Source organism: Streptomyces sp. NPDC048258 (assembly GCF_043201995.1).
GTDB lineage: Bacteria > Actinomycetota > Actinomycetes > Streptomycetales > Streptomycetaceae > Streptomyces.
Genome location: NZ_JBICZH010000008.1, coordinates 200,583 through 222,193, shown reverse-complemented (window position 1 = coordinate 222,193; position 21,611 = coordinate 200,583). Strand labels below are relative to the sequence as shown.

At 73.8% G+C, this 21,611-nt stretch carries 17 protein-coding genes and 2 pseudogenes; 7 read left to right on the top strand and 12 right to left on the bottom strand.

What is annotated here, in order from left to right; translation table 11 throughout:
- Positions 1–121 precede the first annotated feature (121 nt).
- The 4 genes from ACGFYQ_RS20335 (at position 122) to ACGFYQ_RS20320 (ending at position 3,825) form a co-directional block, all read left to right on the top strand.
- Positions 122–1,027 (top strand): RimK family alpha-L-glutamate ligase, encoded by a 906-nt coding sequence (locus ACGFYQ_RS20335; RefSeq protein ID WP_393745709.1) that lies wholly within the window; start codon positions 122–124, stop codon positions 1,025–1,027.
- Positions 1,024–1,818 (top strand): RimK family alpha-L-glutamate ligase, encoded by a 795-nt coding sequence (locus ACGFYQ_RS20330; RefSeq protein WP_393745707.1) that lies wholly within the window; start codon positions 1,024–1,026, stop codon positions 1,816–1,818. The genes ACGFYQ_RS20335 and ACGFYQ_RS20330 overlap by 4 nt, the downstream gene beginning before the upstream one ends.
- A 65-nt stretch (positions 1,819–1,883) precedes the next feature.
- Positions 1,884–2,738, top strand: coding sequence for a DMT family transporter (locus ACGFYQ_RS20325; RefSeq protein WP_393745705.1), 855 nt, complete (start codon positions 1,884–1,886; stop codon positions 2,736–2,738).
- Between the two features lie 31 nt (positions 2,739–2,769).
- Entirely contained in the window at positions 2,770–3,825 is a 1,056-nt protein-coding gene (locus ACGFYQ_RS20320; protein WP_393745703.1) for a zinc-dependent alcohol dehydrogenase family protein, read from the top strand.
- Positions 3,826–3,852: 27 nt separating this feature from the next.
- Here ACGFYQ_RS20320 and ACGFYQ_RS20315 read toward each other — a convergent pair whose 3' ends face one another.
- The 9 genes and pseudogenes from ACGFYQ_RS20315 to ACGFYQ_RS20275 all read right to left on the bottom strand — a co-directional run bounded on the left by ACGFYQ_RS20315 (position 3,853) and on the right by ACGFYQ_RS20275 (position 13,782).
- Positions 3,853–4,731 (bottom strand): PaaX family transcriptional regulator C-terminal domain-containing protein, encoded by an 879-nt coding sequence (locus ACGFYQ_RS20315; protein ID WP_393745701.1) that lies wholly within the window; start codon positions 4,729–4,731, stop codon positions 3,853–3,855.
- Positions 4,732–4,781: 50 nt separating this feature from the next.
- Positions 4,782–5,507: an Asp/Glu racemase gene (locus ACGFYQ_RS20310; RefSeq protein ID WP_393745933.1), complete on the bottom strand. Its 726-nt coding sequence runs from the start codon at positions 5,505–5,507 to the stop codon at positions 4,782–4,784.
- A gap of 63 nt (positions 5,508–5,570) precedes the next feature.
- Positions 5,571–6,476 carry a fumarylacetoacetate hydrolase family protein gene (locus tag ACGFYQ_RS20305; RefSeq protein ID WP_393745699.1) on the bottom strand — a complete coding sequence of 302 codons (906 nt, stop codon included), beginning with the start codon at positions 6,474–6,476 and terminating at the stop codon, positions 5,571–5,573.
- Between the two features lie 16 nt (positions 6,477–6,492).
- Positions 6,493–7,608 carry a cupin domain-containing protein gene (locus tag ACGFYQ_RS20300; RefSeq protein ID WP_393745697.1) on the bottom strand — a complete coding sequence of 372 codons (1,116 nt, stop codon included), beginning with the start codon at positions 7,606–7,608 and terminating at the stop codon, positions 6,493–6,495.
- Positions 7,605–8,606 carry a carbon-nitrogen hydrolase family protein gene (locus ACGFYQ_RS20295; protein WP_393745695.1) on the bottom strand — a complete coding sequence of 334 codons (1,002 nt, stop codon included), beginning with the start codon at positions 8,604–8,606 and terminating at the stop codon, positions 7,605–7,607. Before ACGFYQ_RS20295 ends, ACGFYQ_RS20300 begins: the two co-directional genes overlap by 4 nt.
- A gap of 12 nt (positions 8,607–8,618) precedes the next feature.
- Entirely contained in the window at positions 8,619–10,937 is a 2,319-nt protein-coding gene (locus ACGFYQ_RS20290; RefSeq protein WP_393745693.1) for an FAD-dependent monooxygenase, read from the bottom strand.
- Positions 10,919–11,308 (bottom strand): annotated as a pseudogene (locus ACGFYQ_RS20285) (acyl-CoA thioesterase); the annotation flags it as partial. The gene ACGFYQ_RS20290 and the pseudogene ACGFYQ_RS20285, both read right to left, overlap by 19 nt.
- Before the next feature lie 120 nt (positions 11,309–11,428).
- Positions 11,429–13,036 (bottom strand): annotated as a pseudogene (locus ACGFYQ_RS20280) (AMP-binding protein); the annotation flags it as partial.
- A gap of 137 nt (positions 13,037–13,173) precedes the next feature.
- Positions 13,174–13,782, bottom strand: coding sequence for an ATP-binding protein (locus tag ACGFYQ_RS20275; RefSeq protein ID WP_393745691.1), 609 nt, complete (start codon positions 13,780–13,782; stop codon positions 13,174–13,176).
- Positions 13,783–14,032: 250 nt separating this feature from the next.
- On the opposite strand from ACGFYQ_RS20275, the gene ACGFYQ_RS20270 reads away from it, so the two are divergent.
- Both ACGFYQ_RS20270 and ACGFYQ_RS20265 read left to right on the top strand, forming a co-directional pair.
- Positions 14,033–14,989, top strand: a complete 957-nt coding sequence (locus ACGFYQ_RS20270) for an alpha/beta hydrolase fold domain-containing protein (protein WP_393745689.1) — start codon at positions 14,033–14,035, stop codon at positions 14,987–14,989.
- 185 nt (positions 14,990–15,174) lie between these two features.
- Positions 15,175–15,858, top strand: a complete 684-nt coding sequence (locus ACGFYQ_RS20265; protein ID WP_393745687.1) for a phosphatase PAP2 family protein — start codon at positions 15,175–15,177, stop codon at positions 15,856–15,858.
- Positions 15,859–15,919: 61 nt separating this feature from the next.
- Here the strand turns inward: ACGFYQ_RS20265 and ACGFYQ_RS20260 are convergent, their stop codons facing one another.
- The 3 genes from ACGFYQ_RS20260 to ACGFYQ_RS20250 form a co-directional block, all read right to left on the bottom strand.
- Positions 15,920–16,927 carry a LacI family DNA-binding transcriptional regulator gene (locus tag ACGFYQ_RS20260; protein WP_393745685.1) on the bottom strand — a complete coding sequence of 336 codons (1,008 nt, stop codon included), beginning with the start codon at positions 16,925–16,927 and terminating at the stop codon, positions 15,920–15,922.
- A gap of 92 nt (positions 16,928–17,019) precedes the next feature.
- On the bottom strand, positions 17,020–18,606 hold the full coding sequence (locus tag ACGFYQ_RS20255; protein WP_393745683.1) for a carboxylesterase/lipase family protein: 1,587 nt from the start codon (positions 18,604–18,606) through the stop codon (positions 17,020–17,022).
- Positions 18,607–18,706: 100 nt separating this feature from the next.
- The gene (locus ACGFYQ_RS20250; RefSeq protein ID WP_393745681.1) at positions 18,707–19,405 is read right to left on the bottom strand and encodes a phosphatase PAP2 family protein; all 699 of its coding nucleotides are present in this window, start codon (positions 19,403–19,405) and stop codon (positions 18,707–18,709) included.
- A gap of 746 nt (positions 19,406–20,151) precedes the next feature.
- Here ACGFYQ_RS20250 and ACGFYQ_RS20245 point away from each other — a divergent pair.
- Complete coding sequence (locus tag ACGFYQ_RS20245; RefSeq protein WP_393745679.1) at positions 20,152–21,549, top strand: MFS transporter; 1,398 nt, start codon at positions 20,152–20,154, stop codon at positions 21,547–21,549.
- Positions 21,550–21,611 lie beyond the last annotated feature (62 nt).

Here is a 21,611-nt window from a genome sequence, read left to right as displayed (position 1 = left end):
CACCGTGGCCCGGCAGGCCCCCCGAGGCAGGACGATCATCACATTGTGGTCCATGACATCCTGTGACGTCACAACTCGCCGGGCGGGATCGGCGGACGTCCGGGGAATTTGGGGAAGGTCCATGAGGCTCTGCTTCCTGGTGGAGGAGCACTACCGCCACGACGGCATGCCGAACGAGGTGATCCGGCAACTGACCGCGTGGGGGCACCAGGTCGACGTGGTGCGGCCGGGGGGCTCGCTGCTGCGCATGACGGAGGCGGTACGGGCGGGCGCGCACGACGCCTGGGTGCTGAAGACGGTCTCGGGCGGCCCGGGGCTGACCCTGCTCGAAGCGGCGGCGGCGACCGGGATGACCACGGTCAACGACGCGCGGTCCATCCGGGGCGTACGGGACAAGGCGCTGGCCGCCGCCATCGGCCGCGCCCGCGGGCTTCCGCTGCCGCCGACCTACGCGGCGGCCCGCCCCGAGCTGCTGAGGGAGATACCGGCGGCGGAGTACCCCCTCGTCGTCAAGCCCGCCGACGGGAGTTCCGGGCGGGCCGTGCACCTGGTGTCCTCGCCGGAGCGGCTGGAGGCGGTGCTCCCCGTCCTCGCGGGCGAGGGCCTGCTCATCGCCCAGCCGTACGTGCCCAACTCGGGTACCGACATCAAGGTGTACGGGGTCGGCGGGGAGCTGTTCGCCACCGAGCGCTGCTCCCCGCTGCACCCGGACTCCTCGGTGCGCGAGCGCCGCGTGCCGCTGTCGCCGGAGGTCGCGGCGATCGCCGCGCAGGTGGGGGCGGTGTACGGGCTCGATCTGTACGGGGTGGACGTGCTGCTCGGGCCCGACGGGCCCGTGGTCGTCGACGTGAACGACTTCCCGAGCTTCCGTCAGGTTCCGGACGCGGCGGCGCGGGTGGCCCGGGCGGTGCTGGACCTGGCGCGTACGGGCGGCTCCACGCCCCCGGCGACGGCGTCGGCGCTCCCGTACACGCTGCCCGTCTCGATCCCGGCGCAGGTGGCCGCGGGGGCGGGGGACGGCGCGTGAGGATCGGACTGATCACTCCGGAGCCGGGGCACCCGCTGCTGGCGGGCGCCTCCGCGCTGCTGGCGAAGGAGCACCTCGTCGAAGCGCTCGACCCGGCCGGAACGGACCCCGCCGCGCCCTTGGCCGACGTGTACCTGCTGAAGTCGCGCACCGAGCGGGCGCTGGCTCTCGCGCGGGGGCTGGAGCGGCGCGGCGCGCCCGTCGTCAACACGTCGGCGGCGACCGCGCTGTGCCAGGACCGTACGGCGATGGCGGAGCTCGCCCTGCGGGCCGGGCTGCCGTTCGCCGCCACCCGCACCGTCGGCCCGCTCTCCGCGTGGGCCTCGGGCGCCTCGTTCTCCTCCCCCGTGGTGGTCAAGAGCCGGTACAGCTACCGGGGCGACCTGGTGGCCCGGGTGGACGACGCCGTGCGGCTGCGGGAGTTGGCGCTGGAGTGGCCGCAGGAGCCGGTGGTGGTGCAGGAGTTCGCGCCCAACAGCGGCTGGGACCACAAGCTGTGGGCGATCGGGGACCAGGTCTTCGCGGCCCAGCGCCGTTCCGAGCTCTCGCCCGGCGGCCGCGGGCCCAACAGGCCGCTGGCCGTGGACGGACTGCCGGCCGGGTGGGCCGGCCTGGTCCGGTCGGTCGGCACGGTGTTCGCGCTGGACGTCTACGGCGTGGACATCATCGACGCGGGCGGCGGCACGCCGCTGATCGTGGACGTGAACGCCTTCCCCGGTGTCCGCGGCCAGTCGGGCGCCCCCGAGGCCCTGGCGGCGCTGGCCCTGCGGCGGGCCACGGGGAGGGAGTAGGGCCCGAGTCGGCCGGCGGGGGTGTCGCACCGTCCACGGCCCGCGGCATCGGTGAGGATCGGGGCATGGGCTACGTCCTGCCGGTCCTCTTCGCACTGTTCGCGGCGCTCAGCAACGCGCTCGCCACCGTGCTCCAGCGGCGGGCCGCGCTCACCGTGCCGCAGAGCAACGGCTTCCGGTTCGGGCTGGTCCTCGACCTGCTGCGGCGGCCGCTGTGGCTCGCCGGGATCCTGGCCGTGATCGCGGCCGGTGTCGGGCAGGCCGCGGCGCTGGCGACCGGCGCGCTGGCCCTCGTACAGCCCTTGTTCGTCCTGGAACTGCCGCTCGCGCTGCTGATCGCCGCGCTGGTGGCGCGCGACCGGCTGCCGCGTGCGTCGTGGCTCGCCGTCGCGGGGGTGGTGGCCGGGCTGGGGATCGTACTGGTGGCAGCCTCGCCCGAGGGCAACCGTACGCGCGTACCGCTCGACCGGTGGGGCCTGGCCCTGGCGGCCTGCGCGGCGGCGGTCGCCGTACTGGCCGTGGTCGGACTGCGCCGGCCGCCCGGCCGGATGCGGGCGGGCTGCCTGGGCGCGGCCACCGCCGTCTGCTACGCGCTCACCGCCGCCCTGATGAAGTCCGCCATGCACGTCCTCGACGAGGGCGGCGTCGGCGCGTTCCTGACGACCTGGGAGACGTACGCCTTCGCCGCGAGCGGAGTCTGCGCCCTGCTCCTGCTCGAACACGCCATGCAGGGCGGCCCGCTGGTCGCCTCGCAGCCCGCGCTGACCCTCGGCGACGCGGGCGTCAGCGTCGCGCTGGGCGTGCTGCTGTACGAGGAGCACCTGCGGGCCCACTGGTGGCTGCTCCCCCAGGTGCTGGGCCTGGCCCTGATCTGCGCGGGCGTGCTCGTCCTGGCCCGGGCGGGGTCCGAGGCCGGGTAGCGTGCGGGGAATTCGAGCGGAGGGCGGTCCCATGCGCGCGGTGGTGTTCGAACGGTACGGCGAGCCGGCCGAGGTCCGGGAGGTGGCGGATCCGCGTCCGCCGGTGGGCGGGGTGGTGGTGCGGGTGGAGGCCACCGGCCTCTGCCGCAGCGACTGGCACGGGTGGATGGGGCACGACCCGGACATCGTGCTGCCCCACGTCCCCGGGCACGAACTGGCCGGGGTGGTGGAGGCGGTGGGGACCGGTGTCACCAACTGGCGGGTCGGCGACCGGGTCACGGCCCCGTTCGTCTGCGCCTGCGGACGCTGCGCGGACTGTGCGGCGGGCGACCACCAGGTGTGCGCGCGGCAGACGCAGCCCGGGTTCACGCACTGGGGCTCCTTCGCCGAGTACGTGGCCCTGGACCATGCCGACGTGAACCTGGTGGCCGTGCCCGGGGAGCTGTCGTACGCGACGGCGGCGGGGCTCGGCTGCCGCTTCGCGACGGCCTTCCGGGCGGTGGTCGCGCGGGGGCGGGTGGCGGCGGGCGAGTGGGTCGCCGTGCACGGCTGCGGCGGGGTGGGGCTGTCGGCGGTGATGATCGCGGCGGCGGCCGGGGCGCGGGTGGTCGCCGTGGACACGGCGCCCGGGGCGCTGGAACTGGCGCGGAAGTTCGGCGCCGCGCACTGCGTGGACGCGGCCGCTGACGTGGACACAGCGCAGGCCGTACGGGAGTTGACGGGCGGGGGCGCGCATCTCTCGCTCGACGCCCTGGGCTCGCCCGCGACGGCCGCGGCCTCGGTGGGCGGGCTGCGCCGGCGGGGACGGCACGTGCAGGTCGGGCTGCTGCCGGGGGCGGCCGGCGGGGCGGTCCTGCCGATGGAGCGGGTGATCGGCTGGGAGCTGGAGATCCTCGGCAGCCACGGGATGGCGGCGCACGCGTACCCGCCGATGCTGGAGCTGGTCCGGGCCGGAGTGCTGCGCCCGGACCTGCTGGTCACCTCGACGATCCCGCTCGACGCGGCCCCGGCCGCGCTCGCCGCGATGGGCACGGCCCCGGGGCGCGGGGTCACGATCATCCTGCCGCGATCGGGCCCGGCGGGCTGAGCCGGTCACCATGCCGCCGCTGCGTCCCTAGCCGACGTCCGCCGAGTCGGCGTGCGCCTGGTCGGCGTGCGCCGAGTCGGCGGCGGGCAGGCCCGTCACGTCCTGGACATGGCGCAGGCTCGGTTCCAGCAGGACCGTGTGGAGCCGCTGGAACACCTGGCGGGCCGCCACCGCGTTCCAGTCCGCCGGCAGGAGTTCGGTCGGCAGGCCCGGGTCGAGGTACGGGAGGCGGCGCCACTGGGTGAGCAGCGGCACGTAGTGGCGGAACGCCTGCGCGGGGTCCGGCTCCGAACCGGCGCTCAGCAGCGCGTCCGCCACGGGCGCGTAGGCGTCGGTGAAGGCCGCGTACTGCTTCTGGATCGCGGGGAAGTCCCACCACGAGCTCACCGTCTCGGGCAGGTCGCTGAAGGCGGCGTACTCGGCGGCGAACAGGTGGACGTAGTCGCTGAGTCCGAGGCGTTCGAGCATGCCGCGCGCGTCGTCGAGCAGCCGTCCGGGCGCCAGCCACACGCCGGGGGCGATGTTGCCGAAGCCGAGCCAGGTCAGCCGGGTGCGCAGCTGGTAGCGGTGGGAGCGCTCGGATTCCGGTACGGAGAAGACCGCCATGACCCAGCCGTCGGCCAGGTCCGCGGGTTCGAGGCTGGCGAAGATCCGGCGGTCGCCCTCGTCGAAGACGGGGTGGGCGGCCGGGCTGAGGCGGTACCCGGTGGCGCCGCGGCGCTCCGGTTCGAGGACTCCGCGCTTCTTGAGGCGCGAGATGGCCGAGCGGACCGCCGGGCCGTCGACGTCGAGTTCCCCCATCAGCGTGATCAGGTCCGCGATGGAGATCCAGCCGCCGAGGCGGCGCAGGAACGCCCCGTAGACCGTGTTGATCAAGGAGCTGGGCCGAAGGGGGCTGTCCGACATGATCGCCTTCCGTTGTACGCGGTCGCGATCATATCGGGGCCCCCTCCGGACTACGCGGGCAGCGGCGACTGCGCGTACGCGCCCGAGAGCAGGTGCCCGGCCCCCGGGGCCACCGCCGCGAGGTCCAGGGAACGCAGCATCTGGTGGGCGGTGCAGACGGCCGCGGACACGACCGGCTTGCCCAGGAGCTGTTCGGCCTCCTCGATGGCTCCCAGGGACGGCATCTGCACGCACGCGGAGAGGACGACCGCGTCCGCGTCGGAGTACTCCAGCGCCCGGGCGAGTCCGGGCAGCCGGGCCGGGTCGTGGGCGGCGACGTCGAGGTTGTCCGGGATCTCCAGGGCCCGGTGGTCCAGGACCTCGATGCCCTCGTGGCCGATGTAGTCGACCACGGTTCGGGTGAGCGGGCGCATGTAGGGGGCGAGCAGCACGATCTTCCGGGCGCCGATCGTGTGCAGTCCGTGGACGAGGGCGCCGGCGCTGGTGACCACGGGCGCCGGGCCGCCGTTCTCCACGGTGCGCAGGTGCAGCCGTTCCTGGGCGGCACGGTGGTAGCCGAGGCCCATGCTCATGATGGCGACGAGGCAGGCGTACCCGAGGACGTCGACGCGGGCGTCGGAGAGTTCCACGGCGCAGCGGTCGGAGTCGGCGTCCATGGCCTTGAGCTGCTCCGGCGTCACATGGGTCATGCGCATCCGGCTGGAGTGGAAGGTGAAGTCCTCGTCGGGTACGAGGCTGCGGCGGGCCCGCAGGATCGCGGGTACCTCGGTTTCCATGGTGACGTTGGAGCTCGGCACGATCTGGCCGATGCGGTAGGTGCGGGAGGGCACGGGTACTCCTCAGCGGGCGTCGACGACGGGGTTGGTCAGGGTGCCGATCAGCTCGACGGTGGCCTCCACGGTGTCACCGGGGACGAGGAACTCCGGCGGGACCATGCCGGCGCCGACGCCGGACGGGGAACCCGTCGCGATGACGTCACCGGGCTCCAGGGTCACCCCGGAGCTGATGTCGGCGATGAGGCGGGCGATGGGGAAGAGCATGTGCCGGGTGTTCGACTTCTGCTTGGTGACGCCGTTGACCCGCAGCGACAGGTCCAGGGCCATGGGGTCCGGGATCGCGTCCGCCGTCACGACGACCGGGCCGAAGGGGGCGTAGGAGTCCTGGCCCTTGGAGAAGAACCACTGGCCGGAGCGGCGCTGGTCGCGGGCGCTGATGTCGTTGACGATGCCGAAGCCGAAGATGTGCTCGTACGCCTCCTCCTCGGTCACCCGGAAGGCGGTGCGGCCGATGACGACGGCGAGTTCGCACTCCCAGTCGAGCTGGGTGGTGAGATCGGCGTTGTGCAGGATGGGCTGCCCCGGGCCGGTGACGGCGGTGGCGGGCTTGGAGAACAGGACGGGGCGCGGGGGGAGGTCCCGGTCGGTGTCCAGGCTGCGGCTGGACTCCTCCACGTGCTCGATGTAGTTGAGGCCGACCCCGATGATCTTGCCGGGGCGGTGCGGGGCGCGCAGGGTGACGTCGTCCAGCCGGTGGACGGCGCCGGCCGGGCGGCTCGCGGCAGCCTCGGCGACCAGGCGCCGGGCGGCCTCCAGGACGGCGGGGCCCGCCTGGATGAGGGAGAGCAGGTCGTACGGGAGGGGGACGCCCGCGTGGTCGGCCAGGGCGGCGAGGTCGAAGACGAGGCCGTCGGACTCGGCGCCGAGGCGCAGTGTGGAATCGCCGGTGGTGAAGGTCAGCAGTCGCATGGAGGCTCCTCGGGGGTCAGGCGGTGACGGGCTGGTGGCCGCCGTGGTCGGCGTACGCCTCTTCCCGGTGGAAACCGAGCGAGCGCATGACGGGGAAGTCGTTGAAGGAGAAGAGACAGGCGTCCTCGGACCGGTCCGGGTTCTGGTGCTCGTGCCAGGCCCAGGACGGGACGCAGAAGATGTCTCCCTCCGTCCACTCGAAGCGCCGGCCCGCGATCACCGAGACCCCGCGCCCCTTGGCCGCCGTGTAGATCACCGAGCCGGTGTGGCGGTGGGCCTTCGTGGCCTGGCCCGGGCGCAGCAGCTGCATGTGGGCGCCCATGGTGGGCATGACGGAGCCGCCGGTGACCGGATTGGTGTACTCGGCGATGACCCCGTCGTACGGGGAGCCCTCGGTCGCCTCGGCCAGGCCCAGCAGCGCCTCGTACGTGGGCTCCCACGGGTAGGCGAGCAGCGGCGAGTACGGCCGGGTCCACTTCTCCGTGCCGTTCGGCAGCAGATGGGCGGCGTAGGTCAGGACGGAGGAGTTGATGACCTTTCCCGGGGTCTGGTGCAGCTCGGGGTGCACCTCGTAGAACCCGGCGTCCAGGGCGTTGACCAGGGGGATGTCGAGTCCGTCCTGCCAGATGACGGGCGCGTCGTCGGCATCGTTGCCGTGTTCGTGCCAGGTGCCGTTCGGGGTGATGGCGAAATCGCGGGGGCCGACCTTCAGTTTCTGGCCGTCGACGACCGTCCAGGCCCCGGTGCCCTCGTGGACGAAGCGCAGGGCGGCGGCCTGGTGGCGGTGTGCGGTCATGGCCTCGCCGGGGCCCATGATCTGCAGGCCCGTGTAGAGGAGTCCGGCCGCGGCGCTGACGTCCCGGCGGCCGGGGTTGACGAGCATGACCACGCGGCGGCCCGCGTCGTCGGCCTTGACGAGCCCGAGGGCCTTGTGGACGAGCGGGCGCAGGTCCGCGTAACGCCACAGCACGGGAACGGACCTGGGCTGCGGGTACCAGGGCTCGATGTCGTTGGCGACGGTCCACAGGGCGCCGGCGTCGAGGGCGCCGAGCTCTTCGTAGTAGGCGGTGAGTTCGGGGGTGTCGGACACCCGGGCACGGCCGAGCGCGGTGTCGTCCTGTTCCGTGGTCATGCGTCCTCCTCGGAGGGGGTGGTCGGTGGGGCCGGGGGCACGGTGAACGTCACCGGCGGGCGGGGGCGGTTGTCGACTTCGAGGCGGAAGACGTCGAAGCGGTTGTAGTGGCCGACGATGTCGTGCATCTGCTTGGGCTGGATGCAGCGGGCGAGGTCGATCTCGCCGTAGACGATTCCCTCGTCGTCGACGAGCGGTTCGGAGACGGGGCGGCCGTCGGGGCCGAAGATGCCCGACAGCGCGCTGCGCGGGCGGGTGAACTGCTTGCGCAGTTCCTCGTCGTCCCCGGCGAGGGCGTCGACGATCTCCGGGGAGACGGTGGAGCAGGCGACGACGGAGAAGACCTTGCCCTCGAAGCTGTGGGCGGCGGTGCGGACGGCGATGGCGTCCGCCATGTCGTAGTCGGCGGGGGCCACCGGCAGGGCGATGTAGCAGGAGGCGTGGATCAGTTCGCCCTGGGCGAGCAGGGCGAAACGGGCCAGGGTGTTGGTGTTCTCGCCGCAGGCCAGCACGCCGAGCGGCCCGACGGGGGTGGAGTGCACGCGCAGCGAGCTGCCGTCCCCGCCGGTCCAGGTGAGCTTCTCCGCCCAGGTGGGCACCAGCTTGCGGTGCACGCCCAGGAGTTCGCCGTCCGGGGAGATGGTGAGCAAGGTGTTGTGGAGGACGCCGAGGCTGTACGGGACCCGCTCGTTGACGCCGATGACGAGTGTGACGCCGTACTGCCGGGCGGCGGTGCGCAGGGTGTCGACGTGGGGGCCGGGCACGTCGACCGAGGCCCGCTGGAGCCGTTCGAACCAGGGCGACCCCTGGACCGGGTTCATCGTCCAGTTCCAGTACGGGTATCCGGGGACGAACACCTCGGGGAACACGACGAGTTCGGCGCCGTTGCCCGCCGCCTCGGCGATCAGGGCGACGGCCTTGTCGACGGTTGCGGCGGGGTCGAGGTAGACGGGTGCGGCCTGGACGGCCGCCGCCGTGAAGCGGCGCAGGTTGTCCATGAGGAGCTCCCCCTATCGGTGGGCGGGTGCGGGTGCGCGCGGCAGCCAGCGCCGGTGGACGGGCGGGGCGGGCTTCCGCAGGAGTTCGAGCCGGGGCGGTACCCGGTCGGTGCGCGCGGCGGGCGGGCGGCTGCGCCCCGCCGCCCAGGACCGCGCCCAGGGCGCCGCGGGCCCCTGGTAGCCCTGGGCGGCCGCGGCGTGCAGGGTCCACAGGGGATCGTGGAGCTGGGCGCGGCCGACACCGCAGAGGTCGGCCCGGCCGGCCAGGATGATCGAGTTCACGTCGTCGTACGTGGAGATCGCGCCGACGGCGATGGTGGGGACCCCGGTGGCGTTGCGGATCAGGTCGGCGTACGGGGTCTGGTAGCTGCGGCCGTAGCGGGGCCGCTCGTGGGCGACGACCTCACCGGTGGAGACGTCGATGGCGTCGGCGCCCGCCTCGGCGAGGGCGCGGGCGACGGCCACGGCGTCGGCCTCGCTGAGGCCGCCGTCGGCCCAGTCGGCGGCGGAGATCCGCACGATCAGCGCCTTCCCGAAGGGCCACACCGCCCGTACGGCGCGCAGCACTTCGAGCGGCAGGCGCAGCCGTCCCGCCAGGTCGCCGCCGTAGGCGTCGGTGCGGAGGTTGGTCAGCGGCGACAGGAAGCCGGAGAGCAGGTGGCCGTGCCCGTACTGGAGTTCCAGGACGTCGAAGCCGGCCCGGTCGGCGCGCCGGGCCGCCGCCGCGAAGTCCCGTACGAGCACGTCCATGTCGGCCCGGTCGGCCTCGCGCGGGACCCGGCTGTGCTCGTCCCAGGCCAGGCCCGAGGCGGCGATCGGCGGCCCGTCGCCGGTGGTCGCGCGGCGACCGGCGTGGGTGAGCTGGATGCCGAGGCAGGTGTCGGACTGGCCGTGGACGAAGTCGGTGACGCGCCGCCAGGCCGCTTCCTGTTCGTCCGTCCACAGCCCGGGGCAGCCGGGGCCGCTGCGGCCGTCGGCGCTGACGGCGGTCATTCCGGCGAGGACCAGGCCGGAGCCGCCCAGCGCCTGGGTGCTGAGGTGGACGAGGTCGAAGTCGCCGGGGACTCCCTCCCGCGCGGTGTCCAGCGCGGTGGGCGGTACGACGACCCGGTTGCGGAGCAGCAGGCCACCGAGGCGGAACGGCCGGAACATCGGCGGGACGTCCGGCGAAGCGGGGTCGCAGGACGCCGAGTTGACGGCCCCGGTGAAGCCCGCGTCGCGCTCGCGCAGGTTGTCGTAGGTGACGCGGCGGCTGCGGGTCAGGAGGTTGAAGGCGAACTGGTGCGGTTCCTGGCCGGTGTACCGGCCGATGTTCTCGAACCACTCCAGGCTGGCCTGGGCGGCACGCTGGGTGGACTCCACGACCGGCTTGCGCTCCTCCTCGTACGCGGCGAGCGCCGTCGGCACGTCCGGGTGTTCGTGCAGGCAGGCGGCCAGGGCGAGGGCGTCCTCCATGGCGAGTTTGGTACCGGAGCCGATGGAGAAGTGGGCGGTGTGGGCGGCGTCCCCGAGGAGGACGACATTGCCGTGGCGCCAGGTGCGGTTGCGCACCGTGGTGAAGCGCAGCCACTTGGAGTTGTTGGGGATCAGCCGGTGGCCGTCGAGATGCCCGGCGAGGAGCTCCTCGCAGCGCCGGATGCTGTCCACGTCGCTCGTGCCCGGCGGATGGTCCTTCCCGGCGAACTCCTCGAAGCCCGCGCGCCGCCAGGCGTCCTCGGCCATTTCCACGATGAAGGTGGAGCGGGTGTCGTCGTACGGGTAGGCGTGCACCTGGAGCGTGCCGAAGTCCTGCTCGTCGACGATGAAGGTGAAGGCCTCGAAGACCTTGTCGGTGCCGAGCCACATGTAGCGGCCGGCGCGTTCGTCGAGGTCGGGGCCGAAGGAGTCGGCGTAGGCGGCTCGGGTGGCCGACCGTACGCCGTCGCAGGCCACCACCAGGTCGTACGCGGCGGCCAGTTCGGCGGCCGGCGGGGCCTGGGTGCGGTAGCGGACGTCCACCGCGAGGGCGGCGCAGCGCGCCTGGAGGATCCGCAGCAGGTGCCGCCGGCCGAGGGCGGCGAAGCCGTGGCCGCCGGAGGTGAGGGTCCGGTCCCGGTAGCGGATGTCGATGTCGGTCCAGCGGGCGAACTCCGCGGACATGGCCTCATAGGTCTCGCGATCGGCCTGCGCGATGCCGTCGAGGGTCTCGTCGGAGAAGACGACCCCGAAGCCGAAGGTGTCGTCGGGGGCGTTGCGCTCCCAGACGGTGACCTCCCAGTGCGGGGAGAGCTGCTTGGCCAGGGCCGCGAAGTACAGCCCGCCGGGTCCTCCTCCTATGACTGCCACGCGCACGGCGTGCCTCCCAGTGGTTCCGAAGCGATGAGGAGTTCGGCCCGCTGCGGGCCCGCGGTGGTGAGCGCGGCCCGTACGTCGTCGGGCCAGGGGGTCGTCCCGGTCGCACGGGCGGCGGAATGGGCGACGACCATGGTTCCGGTGGCCGCCTCCACCCCCTGCTCCCCGTGGACCGTGAACGCGTAGTGGAGTGAGCTGCCGCCGACCTTGGTGACCCTCAGCTCGGTCCGGACCGCGTCCCCGAACCAGAGCCGTGCCCGGTAGTCCGCGTCGAAGTGGACGCGCGGCGTGCTGCCGAACAGGTGGGCCAGGCCCAGGCGGTGCAGCAGGACGGCCTCGGCCGCCTCGACCCAGCGCACGACGGTGGAGTGGTGGTAGTGGCCGGCGGCGTCGGTGTCGGTCCACTCGACACGGCGCTCGACGACCACGCTGGGCAGACTCGGCACGGGGACCTCCGGGGCGGGCGGCTCGGGGCGGGCGGCGGTGGACCGGGCCCGGCTGCGCAGTTCGGCGCGCTGGAGCTTCCCGGTACCGGTGCGCGGGAGTTCGGTCACGAACTCCACGGCCCGGGGGTACTTGTACGGGGCGATGGTCCGCTTGACGTGGCTCTGGAGCTCGCGGACCGTGGCCTCGCCTGCCGGGACGCCGGAGTGCAGGACGACGTACGCCTTGACGAGCATGCCGCGCCGCTCGTCCGGGGCGCCGACGACACCGCACTCCTCGACGTACGGGTGCGCGGCGAGCGCCTTCTCGACCTCGGGGCCCGCGATGTTGTAGCCGGAGGAGACGATCATGTCGTCGCTCCGGGCGACGTACCAGAAGTAGCCCTCCGCGTCGCGGACATAGGTGTCACCGGTGATGTTCCAGCCGTTCCGCACGTACGAGGACTGGCGCGGGTCCGCGAGGTAGCGGCAGCCGGTGGGGCCCGTGACCGCGAGGAGGCCGGGCTGCCCGTCGGGGACGGGATCGCCGTTCTCGTCGACGACGGCGGCGCGGTAGCCGGGGACCGGGCGGCCGGTGGAGCCGGGCCGGATGTCCTCGTCCGCCGCCGAGATGAAGACGTGCAGCATCTCGGTGGCGCCGATGCCGTCGATGATGCGCAGTCCCGTGGCCTCGTGGAACTCGTGCCACACCGGCGCCGGCAGCGGCTCGCCGGCCGATACGCAGCGGCGCAGCCCGGCCAGCCGGTCCGCCACCCCGGCCGCCATGATCGCGCGGTAGGCCGTGGGCGCGGTGAAGAGCACGGTCACCCCGTGGGCCGCGACGAGGTCCGCCAGCTCCCGCGGGGCCGCCTGCTCGATGAGCAGGGTCGCGGCCCCGACGTACAGGGGGAAGACCACGAGTCCGCCGAGCCCGAAGGTGAAGGCGAGCGGTGGCGTGCCCGTGAAGACGTCGTCCGGGCGGGGCTTGAGGATGTGCCGGGAGAACGTCTCGGCATTGGCGAGGACGTCGCGGTGGAAGTGCAGGGTCGCCTTGGGGCGGCCGGTCGTGCCGGAGGTGAAGGCGATCAGCGCCACGTCGTCGGCGGCCGTGGCGACGGTGGTGAAGCGGCCGTCCTTGGCCGCGCACCGCTCGGTCAGGTCTTCGGGGCCGGAGCCGCCGTAGGCGAGGACCGGCAGGCCGGCGAAGCCGACCGCGTCGAGTTCACCGGTGTAGCGGTGGTCGCAGAGGGCGACCGAGGGCCGGCTGATCTCGTGGAGCTCGGCGAGTTCGGCGGCCCGCAGCAGCGGCATGGTGGTGACGGCGACGCCGCCGGCCTTCAGGACGCCGAACCAGGCGGCCACGAGCCAGGGGTTGTTGGGGCCGCGCAGCAGGACGCGGTTGCCGGGGACCAGGCCGAAGTCCTCGGTGAGCACCTGGGCGACCTGGTTGGCCCGGCGCTGCAGCTCGCCGTAGGTCCAGCGCTCGGTCGGGGTGAGCAGGGCGGGGCGGTCCGGGCCCCGGCTCTCGACAACGTCGTCGAGCAGCCGCTGGGCGCAGTTGAGCCGGTCCGGATGGGCCAGCTCGGGCAGGTCGAAGTGGAATTCGGGCCAGAGGGGGAAGGGCGGCAGCCGGTCACGACAGAAGGAGTCGGCATGCGCGGAAGGGGAGAGCTCCATGGGGCGGCACCTCAATCAGGGAGCAGCGGGGGAGACGGGAGCAAGGTATGTCGAATATTTGGCGTCCGTCAACATTGCTCGATAGAAAGGGGATCCGGCAGCCGCTCGCGCGCATCGCCACGGGCCCCGCGGGCCGCTCAGGGCGCCGGTATGCGCACGCGGGCGGACTTGCCGAACTCATCGACGACGACGGAGAGTTCACCTCCCAGACCGGCGGCCATCAGCTGGACGATCAGCAGTCCGCGGCCGCCCTCGGAGTCCAGGTCGAGGCCGGAGTCCGGGTCGACGTCGGAGTCCAGGTCGAGGCCGGAGTCCGGGCCACCCTCGGAGTCCAGGTCGAGGCCGGAGTCCGGGTCGACGTCGGAGCCCGGGTCGACGCCGGAGCCCGGGTCGACGCCGGAGCCCGGGTCGACGTCGGAGCCCGGGTCGACGCCGGAGTCGAGGTGGATCTCGGTGCGGGGCGCGGGCAGTCGCGGGAGGGCCGCGCCCTGGTCGGCGACCTCCAGCCGGAGCCATCCGCCGTCACAGGCCACCCCCACCCGCATCCGGCCGGCACCCACGTGCCGGACGACGTTGCCGACGAGTTCGCTCACGGCCAGCAGCAGGACGTCCGACTCGTCGACGGGGACCCCCCAGCCTTCGAGCACGGCCCGCACACGGGCCCTGACCTGCGGGACGGTCGCCGGGACGGGGTCGGTGATCCAGTGGGTGACGTTCCGGACTGCGCTGCCGGCGGTGGTGAGCATGTGGTGCTCCCGGAGGGGGAAGGCGGCGCACCCGCTGAGTAGCTCGTGTAACTGGGCCCGAAGTTGGATCGCTCCTGGGCTTGTGGTCAGCGGAAACGCGTCGCTAGAGTTCGTGATTACACGTGTAACACGCTAGCTCTCTCCGGTGACCCGCGCAAGCATTTCGGACAATCCTCGCGAAGCCCCTGCCTGTGCCCCCTCACCGGGCCCGGCCGGCCGCCCCGGCCGGCACCGATCTGGAAGGGCCGCAATGACCCAATCCCCCCCGGCCGAGTTCGACATCGCCGACATGACCTGGCCGCCCCCGCCGTACCTGTCCCCCGTACCGCCCGTGACCGGCGAGGACGGCGTACGCCGCTTCGAGGGGGTCACGTACGCGACCAAGCCCGGCTACCGCCCGCGGCTCCTCGACGTCCAGGTGCCCGTCGGCGAAGGGCCGTTCCCCGCCGTCGTCTGGATCCACGGCGGCGGCTGGCTGGAGGGCGACCGCCGCTACCCGCCGCCGACCGTGCCCGCCGCCCTGCTGCACGGCTCGGTACTCGCGGCCGGGCTCGCGCTGGTCTCCGTCGACTACCGGCACAGCCTCGAAGCGCCCTTCCCGGCGCAGCTGCACGACGTGAAGGCCGCGATCCGCTACGTCCGCGAGTTCGCCGGCGTCCTCGGCATCGACCCCGACCGGATCGGCGTCTGGGGCGAGTCGGCGGGCGGCCACCTGGCCGCGCTCGCCGGTCTGGTCGGCCCCGGCACGCCGGACGGCGCGGCGCTGGAGGGCACGGAAGGAGTCGGCTCCGGGGAGACCGGGGTGCTGGCCGTCGTCGACTGGTACGGCTGCTCCGACCTCGTCGCCCTGGCCGCCCACCCCATGCCGCCGATGCCGTCGGGCGTCGAGTTCCCCGATCCGTACGAGGCCCTGCTCGGCGGAACCGACACCGAGCGCCCGGCGCTGGCGCGGGCCGCGAGCCCGGTGACGTACGCCACGGGCCCCCACCTGCCGCCGTTCCTGCTCGTCCACGGGACCGCGGACGGCCTGGTCCCGTACAGCCAGAGCGAGGTCCTCGCGGCGGCGCTGGAGGGCGCCGGGGGCGAGGTCACCCTGGAGCCCGTCGACAGCGCGGACCACATCTTCCTCGGCTCCCCGGACATCCCCGGGATCGTCGCCCGGAGCGTGGCCTTCCTGGCCCGGCACCTCGGTTCCACCGCCCTCTAGGTCCACCGCCCTCTAGGTCCGTTTCCGCCGTGGGAGGCGGCCCGGCCGCGCCCCCCGACGTCTTCCCAGATCACGTACGGCCGCGGGCCCCGCCCGCGGCGCGAGAGGCAGCCATGTCCAGAAAACCGGCCCCCGCCCGCTCCGCCAGAACCGACGGCCCCCGAGGTCGCGGCGGACCCGCCGTCTTGGCACTGGGCCTCCTGCTCCTGGGGGCCGCAGCGCTGGCGGCCCTCGTGGTCCGCTCGGACGTCGCCCATCCGCCCTTCCAGGGCCTGGACGACCAGTGGCTGGCATGGATGGGCGGTCCGCACGAAGGGCTGTACGCGGCCCTCGCCGCGGCCCTGAACTGGTTCGGCGGCCCCTTCGGTGTCGTCGTCCCGCTCGCCCTGCTGCTCCTGCTGCTCCTGCGCGGGCGCCGGGTGGCGGCCGGCTTCCTGCTGCTGGTCTACCTGGGCGGCAACGTGGTCGTCGTACAGGGGCTCAAGCACCTGGTGGACCGGCCGCGCCCGGCGGATCCCCTGGTCCGCGTCGACCACGGCTCCTTCCCGTCCGGGCACGCCGCATCGGCCGCGCTCCTCGTCGTCATCGTCGGGGCGCTGCTGGTTCCGGCCGCCCGGCGGCGGCTGTGGTGGCCGGCGGGCGCGGCCTTCACGCTCGCGATGATGTGGAGCCGTACCTGGCTGCACGCGCACTGGCTCACCGACACCGTGGCCGGCGCCGCCGCGGGCGCGGGGGCCGGGCTGGTGGCGTGGTGGCTGCTGCGGCCCGCGCTCGCCCGGGAACGCGAACGTGTCCGCGGCCGCCGGGGGGCAGCCGCGGGCACTCCGGGCTCCGTGCCCGCGTCCGAAGCCGCTCCTGTGGGGTCATGAGCGGCGGCTGATGCGGGCCGGGTGTCCGGCCGAGGGGCCGGGGGACGCTTCCCCCGGCCCCTCAGGAGGTCTCGCGGTGGACGAGGACGGCTTCCACGTCCGGCAGCGGCGACGCCGTTCCGGTCTCGATCAGCTCGTGCACAGCATCCGCGATCAGCGCGGACGACGGCAGGTCGAGGCGGACCGTGGTGAGCGCGGGCCGCTGGAGCGCGGAGAGCACGAGGTCGTCGCAGCCGACCAGGGCGACGTCGTCCGGTACGGAGATGCCCTCGGCCTGGAGGGCGTGCAGGAGCAGCGCGGCGTACTCGTCGTTGTAGGCGAAGACGGAGTCCAGGTTCAGGCTGTGCCACTGCCGGGCGAGGGCGGTGGCGGATTCGCGGGTGTAGGCCAGCTCCACCGGGGTGACGGTGGCCATGTGGCGGGCGGCGACCGACTCGGCGCCCGCGAGGCGCGGCTGGGCGAGCGTGCCGAGGCCGCGTTCCCGGGGCATGACGACGCCGATCCTGCTGCGGCCGCGGCCGATGAGGTGCTCGGCCGCGGTGGCGCCGATGTGGGCGTGGTCGAAGCCGACGGTGTGCACGCCCTCGACGGGGTGGGACGCGAAGGCGAGCAGGCCGCGCACCCCGGCGCGGCGCAGCAGTTCGGCCGCCTGGGCGGTGAAACGGTCGCCGTCCATGGCGACGACGGCCGCCGGGCGCAGTTCCGCCCAGGCCCGGGCGGCGTCGAGGGGGTCGGTGAAGCGGCCCGCGTGCAGCACGGCCGTGTAGCCGCGGCGGTCGAGCTCGCTGTGCAGGTCGTCGACCCAGTCGCTGACGAGGCGGCCGATCGCGGAGATCGCGGTGGGCATCAGGACGAGGTTGCTGCGGCCGGCCCGCAGGGACCGGGCGGCGGCGTGCGGCACGTAGCCGAGCTGCCTGGCCGCCTCGAGCACACGGTCGCGGGTGCTGTCGCTGACGCGGTGGCCCGGAGTGTCGTTGAGGACGAAGGAGACGGTCGCGCGCGACACCCCCGCGAGCCGGGCCACGTCCGCGCTGGTGATCGACGCGGGGACGGGTGTGTCTTTGGCCATGACGTCCCTCGACGCTCCTTCTGCTGGGTTTGCACCTTCCTTCAGGTTACACGAGTTAGATCAAGGGAGCGGGGGTGCGATCAGGCGTGCGCTCAGGCGTGCGGGGACCCGGCCGGCCCGGTCGGCCCGCTCCGCTCGTGCAGGAGCCGGGAGGGTCCGGCGAGGTCGGCGAGGGCGGTGATCACGGAGTCGAAGCGCATCGTGGTGCGCGTCCGCGTGTCGTACGGCTGCCACCGCGGCAGGTCCGGATGGTTGGGGTCGCCGGTGCGGACGAAGGCGATCCAGGCCCGGTGCATGGCGTACGCGAGGCCGTCCCGGACGGCGGGGGTGAGCCCGGCCAGGAAGGGGGCGTGCGACCACTGGTCGAAGTTGTCGAAGACGAAGGGGAGTTCGAGGCAGTGCGCGGCGCCGAGCCGGCCCTCGTACGCGGGCGTGGGCAGGTCGAACTGATAGGCCCACACGGGCCTGTCCAGCGCGGCCCTGGCCTCGGCCAGCCGCACGGCGGGGACCCGGAAGAGCTCGTCCGTGATCAGGTCCATGAGCACGTCGGCCGGACGGGCGCCGGGGCGGGCCCTCTCGTACGCCGCGTACACCTCGGGGGCGGCTTCGGCGCCGAAGGTCTCGGCGATCCGGCCGGTCACCTGCTCGCGGGTGGCCGCGGCGTACCCCTCGTCGAGCGCGAAGCCGAAGTTCGCCTCTTCCCTGGTCCAGCCGATCATGACGTCGATGCCGGTCGCCGGTCCGTGCAGCAGGGCCTCCGCCGGGTGGCGGCGCAGGGTGGTGCCGTCGACCACGGGCAGGAAGGGCGTCGGCCAGTACCCCCACCGCGTCGTCAGCGCGAACAGTCCGGCGCCCGCTCCGATCAGATCGGGCCAGGGCAGGGCGCGCAGTTCCGCCGCGTCCTCGGCGCCGGCCAGCTCCAGGTAGGCGGCGGTGCGCTCCAGGTACGCGGCCGGGCCGGGGAGGTCCAGGCCGAAGGGCGGGCTCTGCAGGATCACCCGCTTGACGAGGCCCTGGGCCTGCGGATGCCCGGCGAGCGCGGCGGTGGACACCGCGCCGCCCGACTGGCCGGCGACCGTGATGGACTCCGGGTCGCCGCCGAGGGCGGCGATGTTCTCCTTCACCCAGCGCAGGGCGGCGAGCTGGTCGGAGAGCCAGGGATTGCCGCTCTCGCCGCTCTCGTCGCTCTCGTCGCTCTCGCCGCCCTCAGGGCCGAGGTAGAGGTAACCCAGCGGCCCGATGCGGTAGTTGACGCTGACGACGACGAGGTCGCCGTCGCGCGCGAAGGTCTCGCCGGAGTAGCCGGGAAGCGAGCCCGAACCGGACACGAAGCCGCCGCCGTGGATCCAGACGAGCACGGGGCGGCGGGCGGTGTCGGCGGCGGGCGTCCAGACGTTGAGGGTCAGGCAGTCCTCGTCGAAGGGGGGCGACCCGTGCCCGCCGAGCACCGGGTCGCCGCCTTCCCGGTACATCTGCGGCGCGCTCGGGCCGTCGGCGGTGGCGTCGCGCGTTCCGCTCCAGCCCGGATGCGGCCGGGCGGGCCTCCAGCGCAGGTCACCGACCGGCGGCGCGGCGTACGGCACGGCCCGGAAGACGGCGAGACCGTCTTCGATCGCGCCGCGGAGCCGCCCTGCGGGCAGGTCCACCACCGTCGTGTCCTCGCCTGGGGAGTGAGCCATGAGCTGGTCCTTCCTGGTGGCGCGCGGGGTGCGCACCGACGCCACCGACACTATTGCGGAAAATTCTCGACCGTCAACTCTTCACGATATTGGGCGGATGTCACAGCCACAGGCTGTCCGAGGCCATGCGCTCCGCCTCCGTCCGCAGGAGCGGGGCGAAGATCCGCCACAGCACCAGACAGGTTCCGGCGCCGACCAGGGCGCCGGCGAACGTGTCGCTGAGCCACTGGGCGTGCAGCCAGGTCCTGCTTCCCATCATGGCGAGGACGTACGTGGCCGCGACGGGCCACCACCAGCGGCGGGCCCGCGGCGGGAACACCACCAGCGCCACCACGATCACCAGGGTCACGGCACTGAACACCTGGCCGGAGGGGTACGAACCGTCGTTGACCAGGACCGACGGGTGCGGCGGACGCGGGCGGTCGGCCAGCGCCTTGAGGGGCAGCAGCACCAGGACGTTGGCCACGACGGTCGCGGCGAAGACGAAGAGCGCGGAGCGCCAGCGGCCGTAGACACAGAGGATGCCGATCAGGGCGAGCGGGACGACCAGCCCGAGCGGGCCGCCGAGCCGGTCGAGGACGAGCGTGAACCCCCCGCCCCCGTCGAGGGCAGAGCCGTCCACCGAGGCGGCCCACTGGTCGTCGACACCCTGGAAGAAGGGCCGCTCGCCCACGCGGAGCAGGAGCGCGACGAGGAGCGGTACGAGCAGGAGGGCGATCCCGCAGCCGAGCGCGTAGCGCGGCGGAGCGGCCGGCAGGTGATGTGGCGGCGGCGGTACGCGGGTGGACAGGGGCGCCATGGCGAGCCTTTCGGGTACCCCGGGCCCGCCCCAGCGGGGGGACGAAAAGCGGGCGCGGGAGGGGACGGGGGCGGGGAGCTGCTGATCGGCGAGCGGGGAGCGGGGAGCGGTGGACGGTGATCGGTGATCGGTGATCGGTGATCGGTGATCGGTGATCCGCGGACGGCGATCGGCGGACGGTGATCGGCGGACGGTGATCGGCGGACGGTGATCGGGAGCATGTCCGGCCAGACCCGGCGAAGGGAGCGGCCCCGGCGGCAGACCCGCCCGGATCCATCGCACGCCGTGCGGCGCGGCACCGGATCGACGCACCGCGCCAGACATCCCTGACGCAGGCCTGCGCGGCGTGGACCCCTCGACGCCCGGGTGCGAGGGCAACACCCCAGCGGTTGGCCGGAATTGTGCCCCGGCAGGGGTGCGGAGTGCGGTACGCCGAGGGACGCGGCACCGGCGGTGGCCGGAGCGACGCAGCGCCGAAGCCCGACCGGGCCGGCGGTCCGGCGGTGGCCGGGGAACGGTGTCGCGCGGGGCGGGACGGGCCGCGCGACGGGATCGTCGCGTTGCGGCACGGAGTATGGCCGATACGTGACCGCCGCCACAAGGGCGGTGGTTACACGTCATGGCATGCCGGGTCCGCATGCCGGGTCTCCCGTCGGTCACGATCTGCACAACGGCCGTGCACAACCCCTGGCGGCGGCTGGAAATGGGTGCTACACAGTGTCCAGCGCCGGTGGTAACACGTGTAAATGACGGCTGTCGGACCGCGCCCGTCCGCCGCGTCTCCCGGCGCCCTCGCCTCCCCGCCGCCCGCCGCCCGCACGCGGCGCCCCGCCGCCCCGCTCGTCACCTCCCCGCTCCGTTCCCGAGGAGTCGTCATGGCCCTGCCCGACGTCGTCGATCCCGTACCCGCGGCCCCCGAACCTCCCCGCCAGCGCGGGCTGCTGCCCCTGCTGCTGTTCGCCAACGCCGCCATGCTGGCGGTCTACATGGGCGTGGGCTCCGTCCTGCTGCCGCTCCAGATCGCCGCGATCGACCCCGACAACAAGGTCGCGCTCCTGGGCCTGATCGGCGGCATCAGCTCGATCTTCGCGACCGCCTTCAACCCGATCGCCGGCGCCCTCTCCGACCGCAGCGGGCGCCGCAGCCCCTGGATCCTGGGCGGCGCCGTCGCCGCGCTCGCCGCCCTGGCCTTCCTCGGCAGCGTGAGCACCGCGCTCCTCGTCGGCATCGGCTGGTGCCTGGTCCAGGCGACCATGAACGTCTACCAGGCGGCGGTCACCGCGATCGTGCCCGACCGCATCCCCGCCGCCCGCCGCGGCACCGCGTCCGCGCTGGTCGGGCTGGGTCTGCCCATCGGCGGCACGGTCGGCGTCCTCGTCGCCTCGCAGACCGCGGACCACCTGCGCACCGGCTACCTCGTCTTCGGCGCCATCGTCGCCGGAGCGGCGCTGCTCCTCACCACCTTCTGCCGGGACCTCCCGCGCCCCGAGTCCGCCCCGGCCGGGGCCGCCGTGGCCGCCGGGGCCGCCCGACCCAAGGGCGGCGGGCTCGCCGCCTTCCTCTCGGCCCTCGGCAACCACGACTTCCGCTGGGCCTTCATCGGCCGCGCCCTGATGGTCCTCGGCTACTTCTCCGTCGTCGGCTACCAGCTGTACATCCTCGACGACCACATCGCGCTGCCCGCCGGGCTGACCCCGCCCGCCGCGATGGCGATCCTCACGCCGGTGTCCATGGTCGCGATGGCCGTCTCCACGGTGCTCGGCGGCCTGCTGTCCGACCGGCTGAACCGCCGCAAGGTGTTCGTCGGCGTCTCGGCCGCCCTCGCCGGACTCGTCATGGCGGTGCCCGTGGTGAGCCCGACATGGACCGGCATGCTCGTCTTCAGCGCGCTCAACGGCCTCGCCTTCGGCTGCTTCATGGCCGTCGACACCGCGCTCGTCACCCTGGTCCTCCCCCGGGCCGAGGACGCCGCCCGCGACATGGGCGTCCTCAACATCGCCAACGCCGGCCCGCAGGTCGTCGCTCCCTTCGTCGCCTCGGCGATCGTCACCGGGCTGGGCGGCTACACGCCGCTCTTCCTGGCCGGCGGGGCCCTGTCCCTGATCGGCGCGCTCGCCATCCTCCCGATCCGCAGCGTGCGCTGACACCGAACTCCGGCGGGCGCGCGCCGAGGGTCCCGCGCCCGCCGGTCACCACCCCCTCTCAC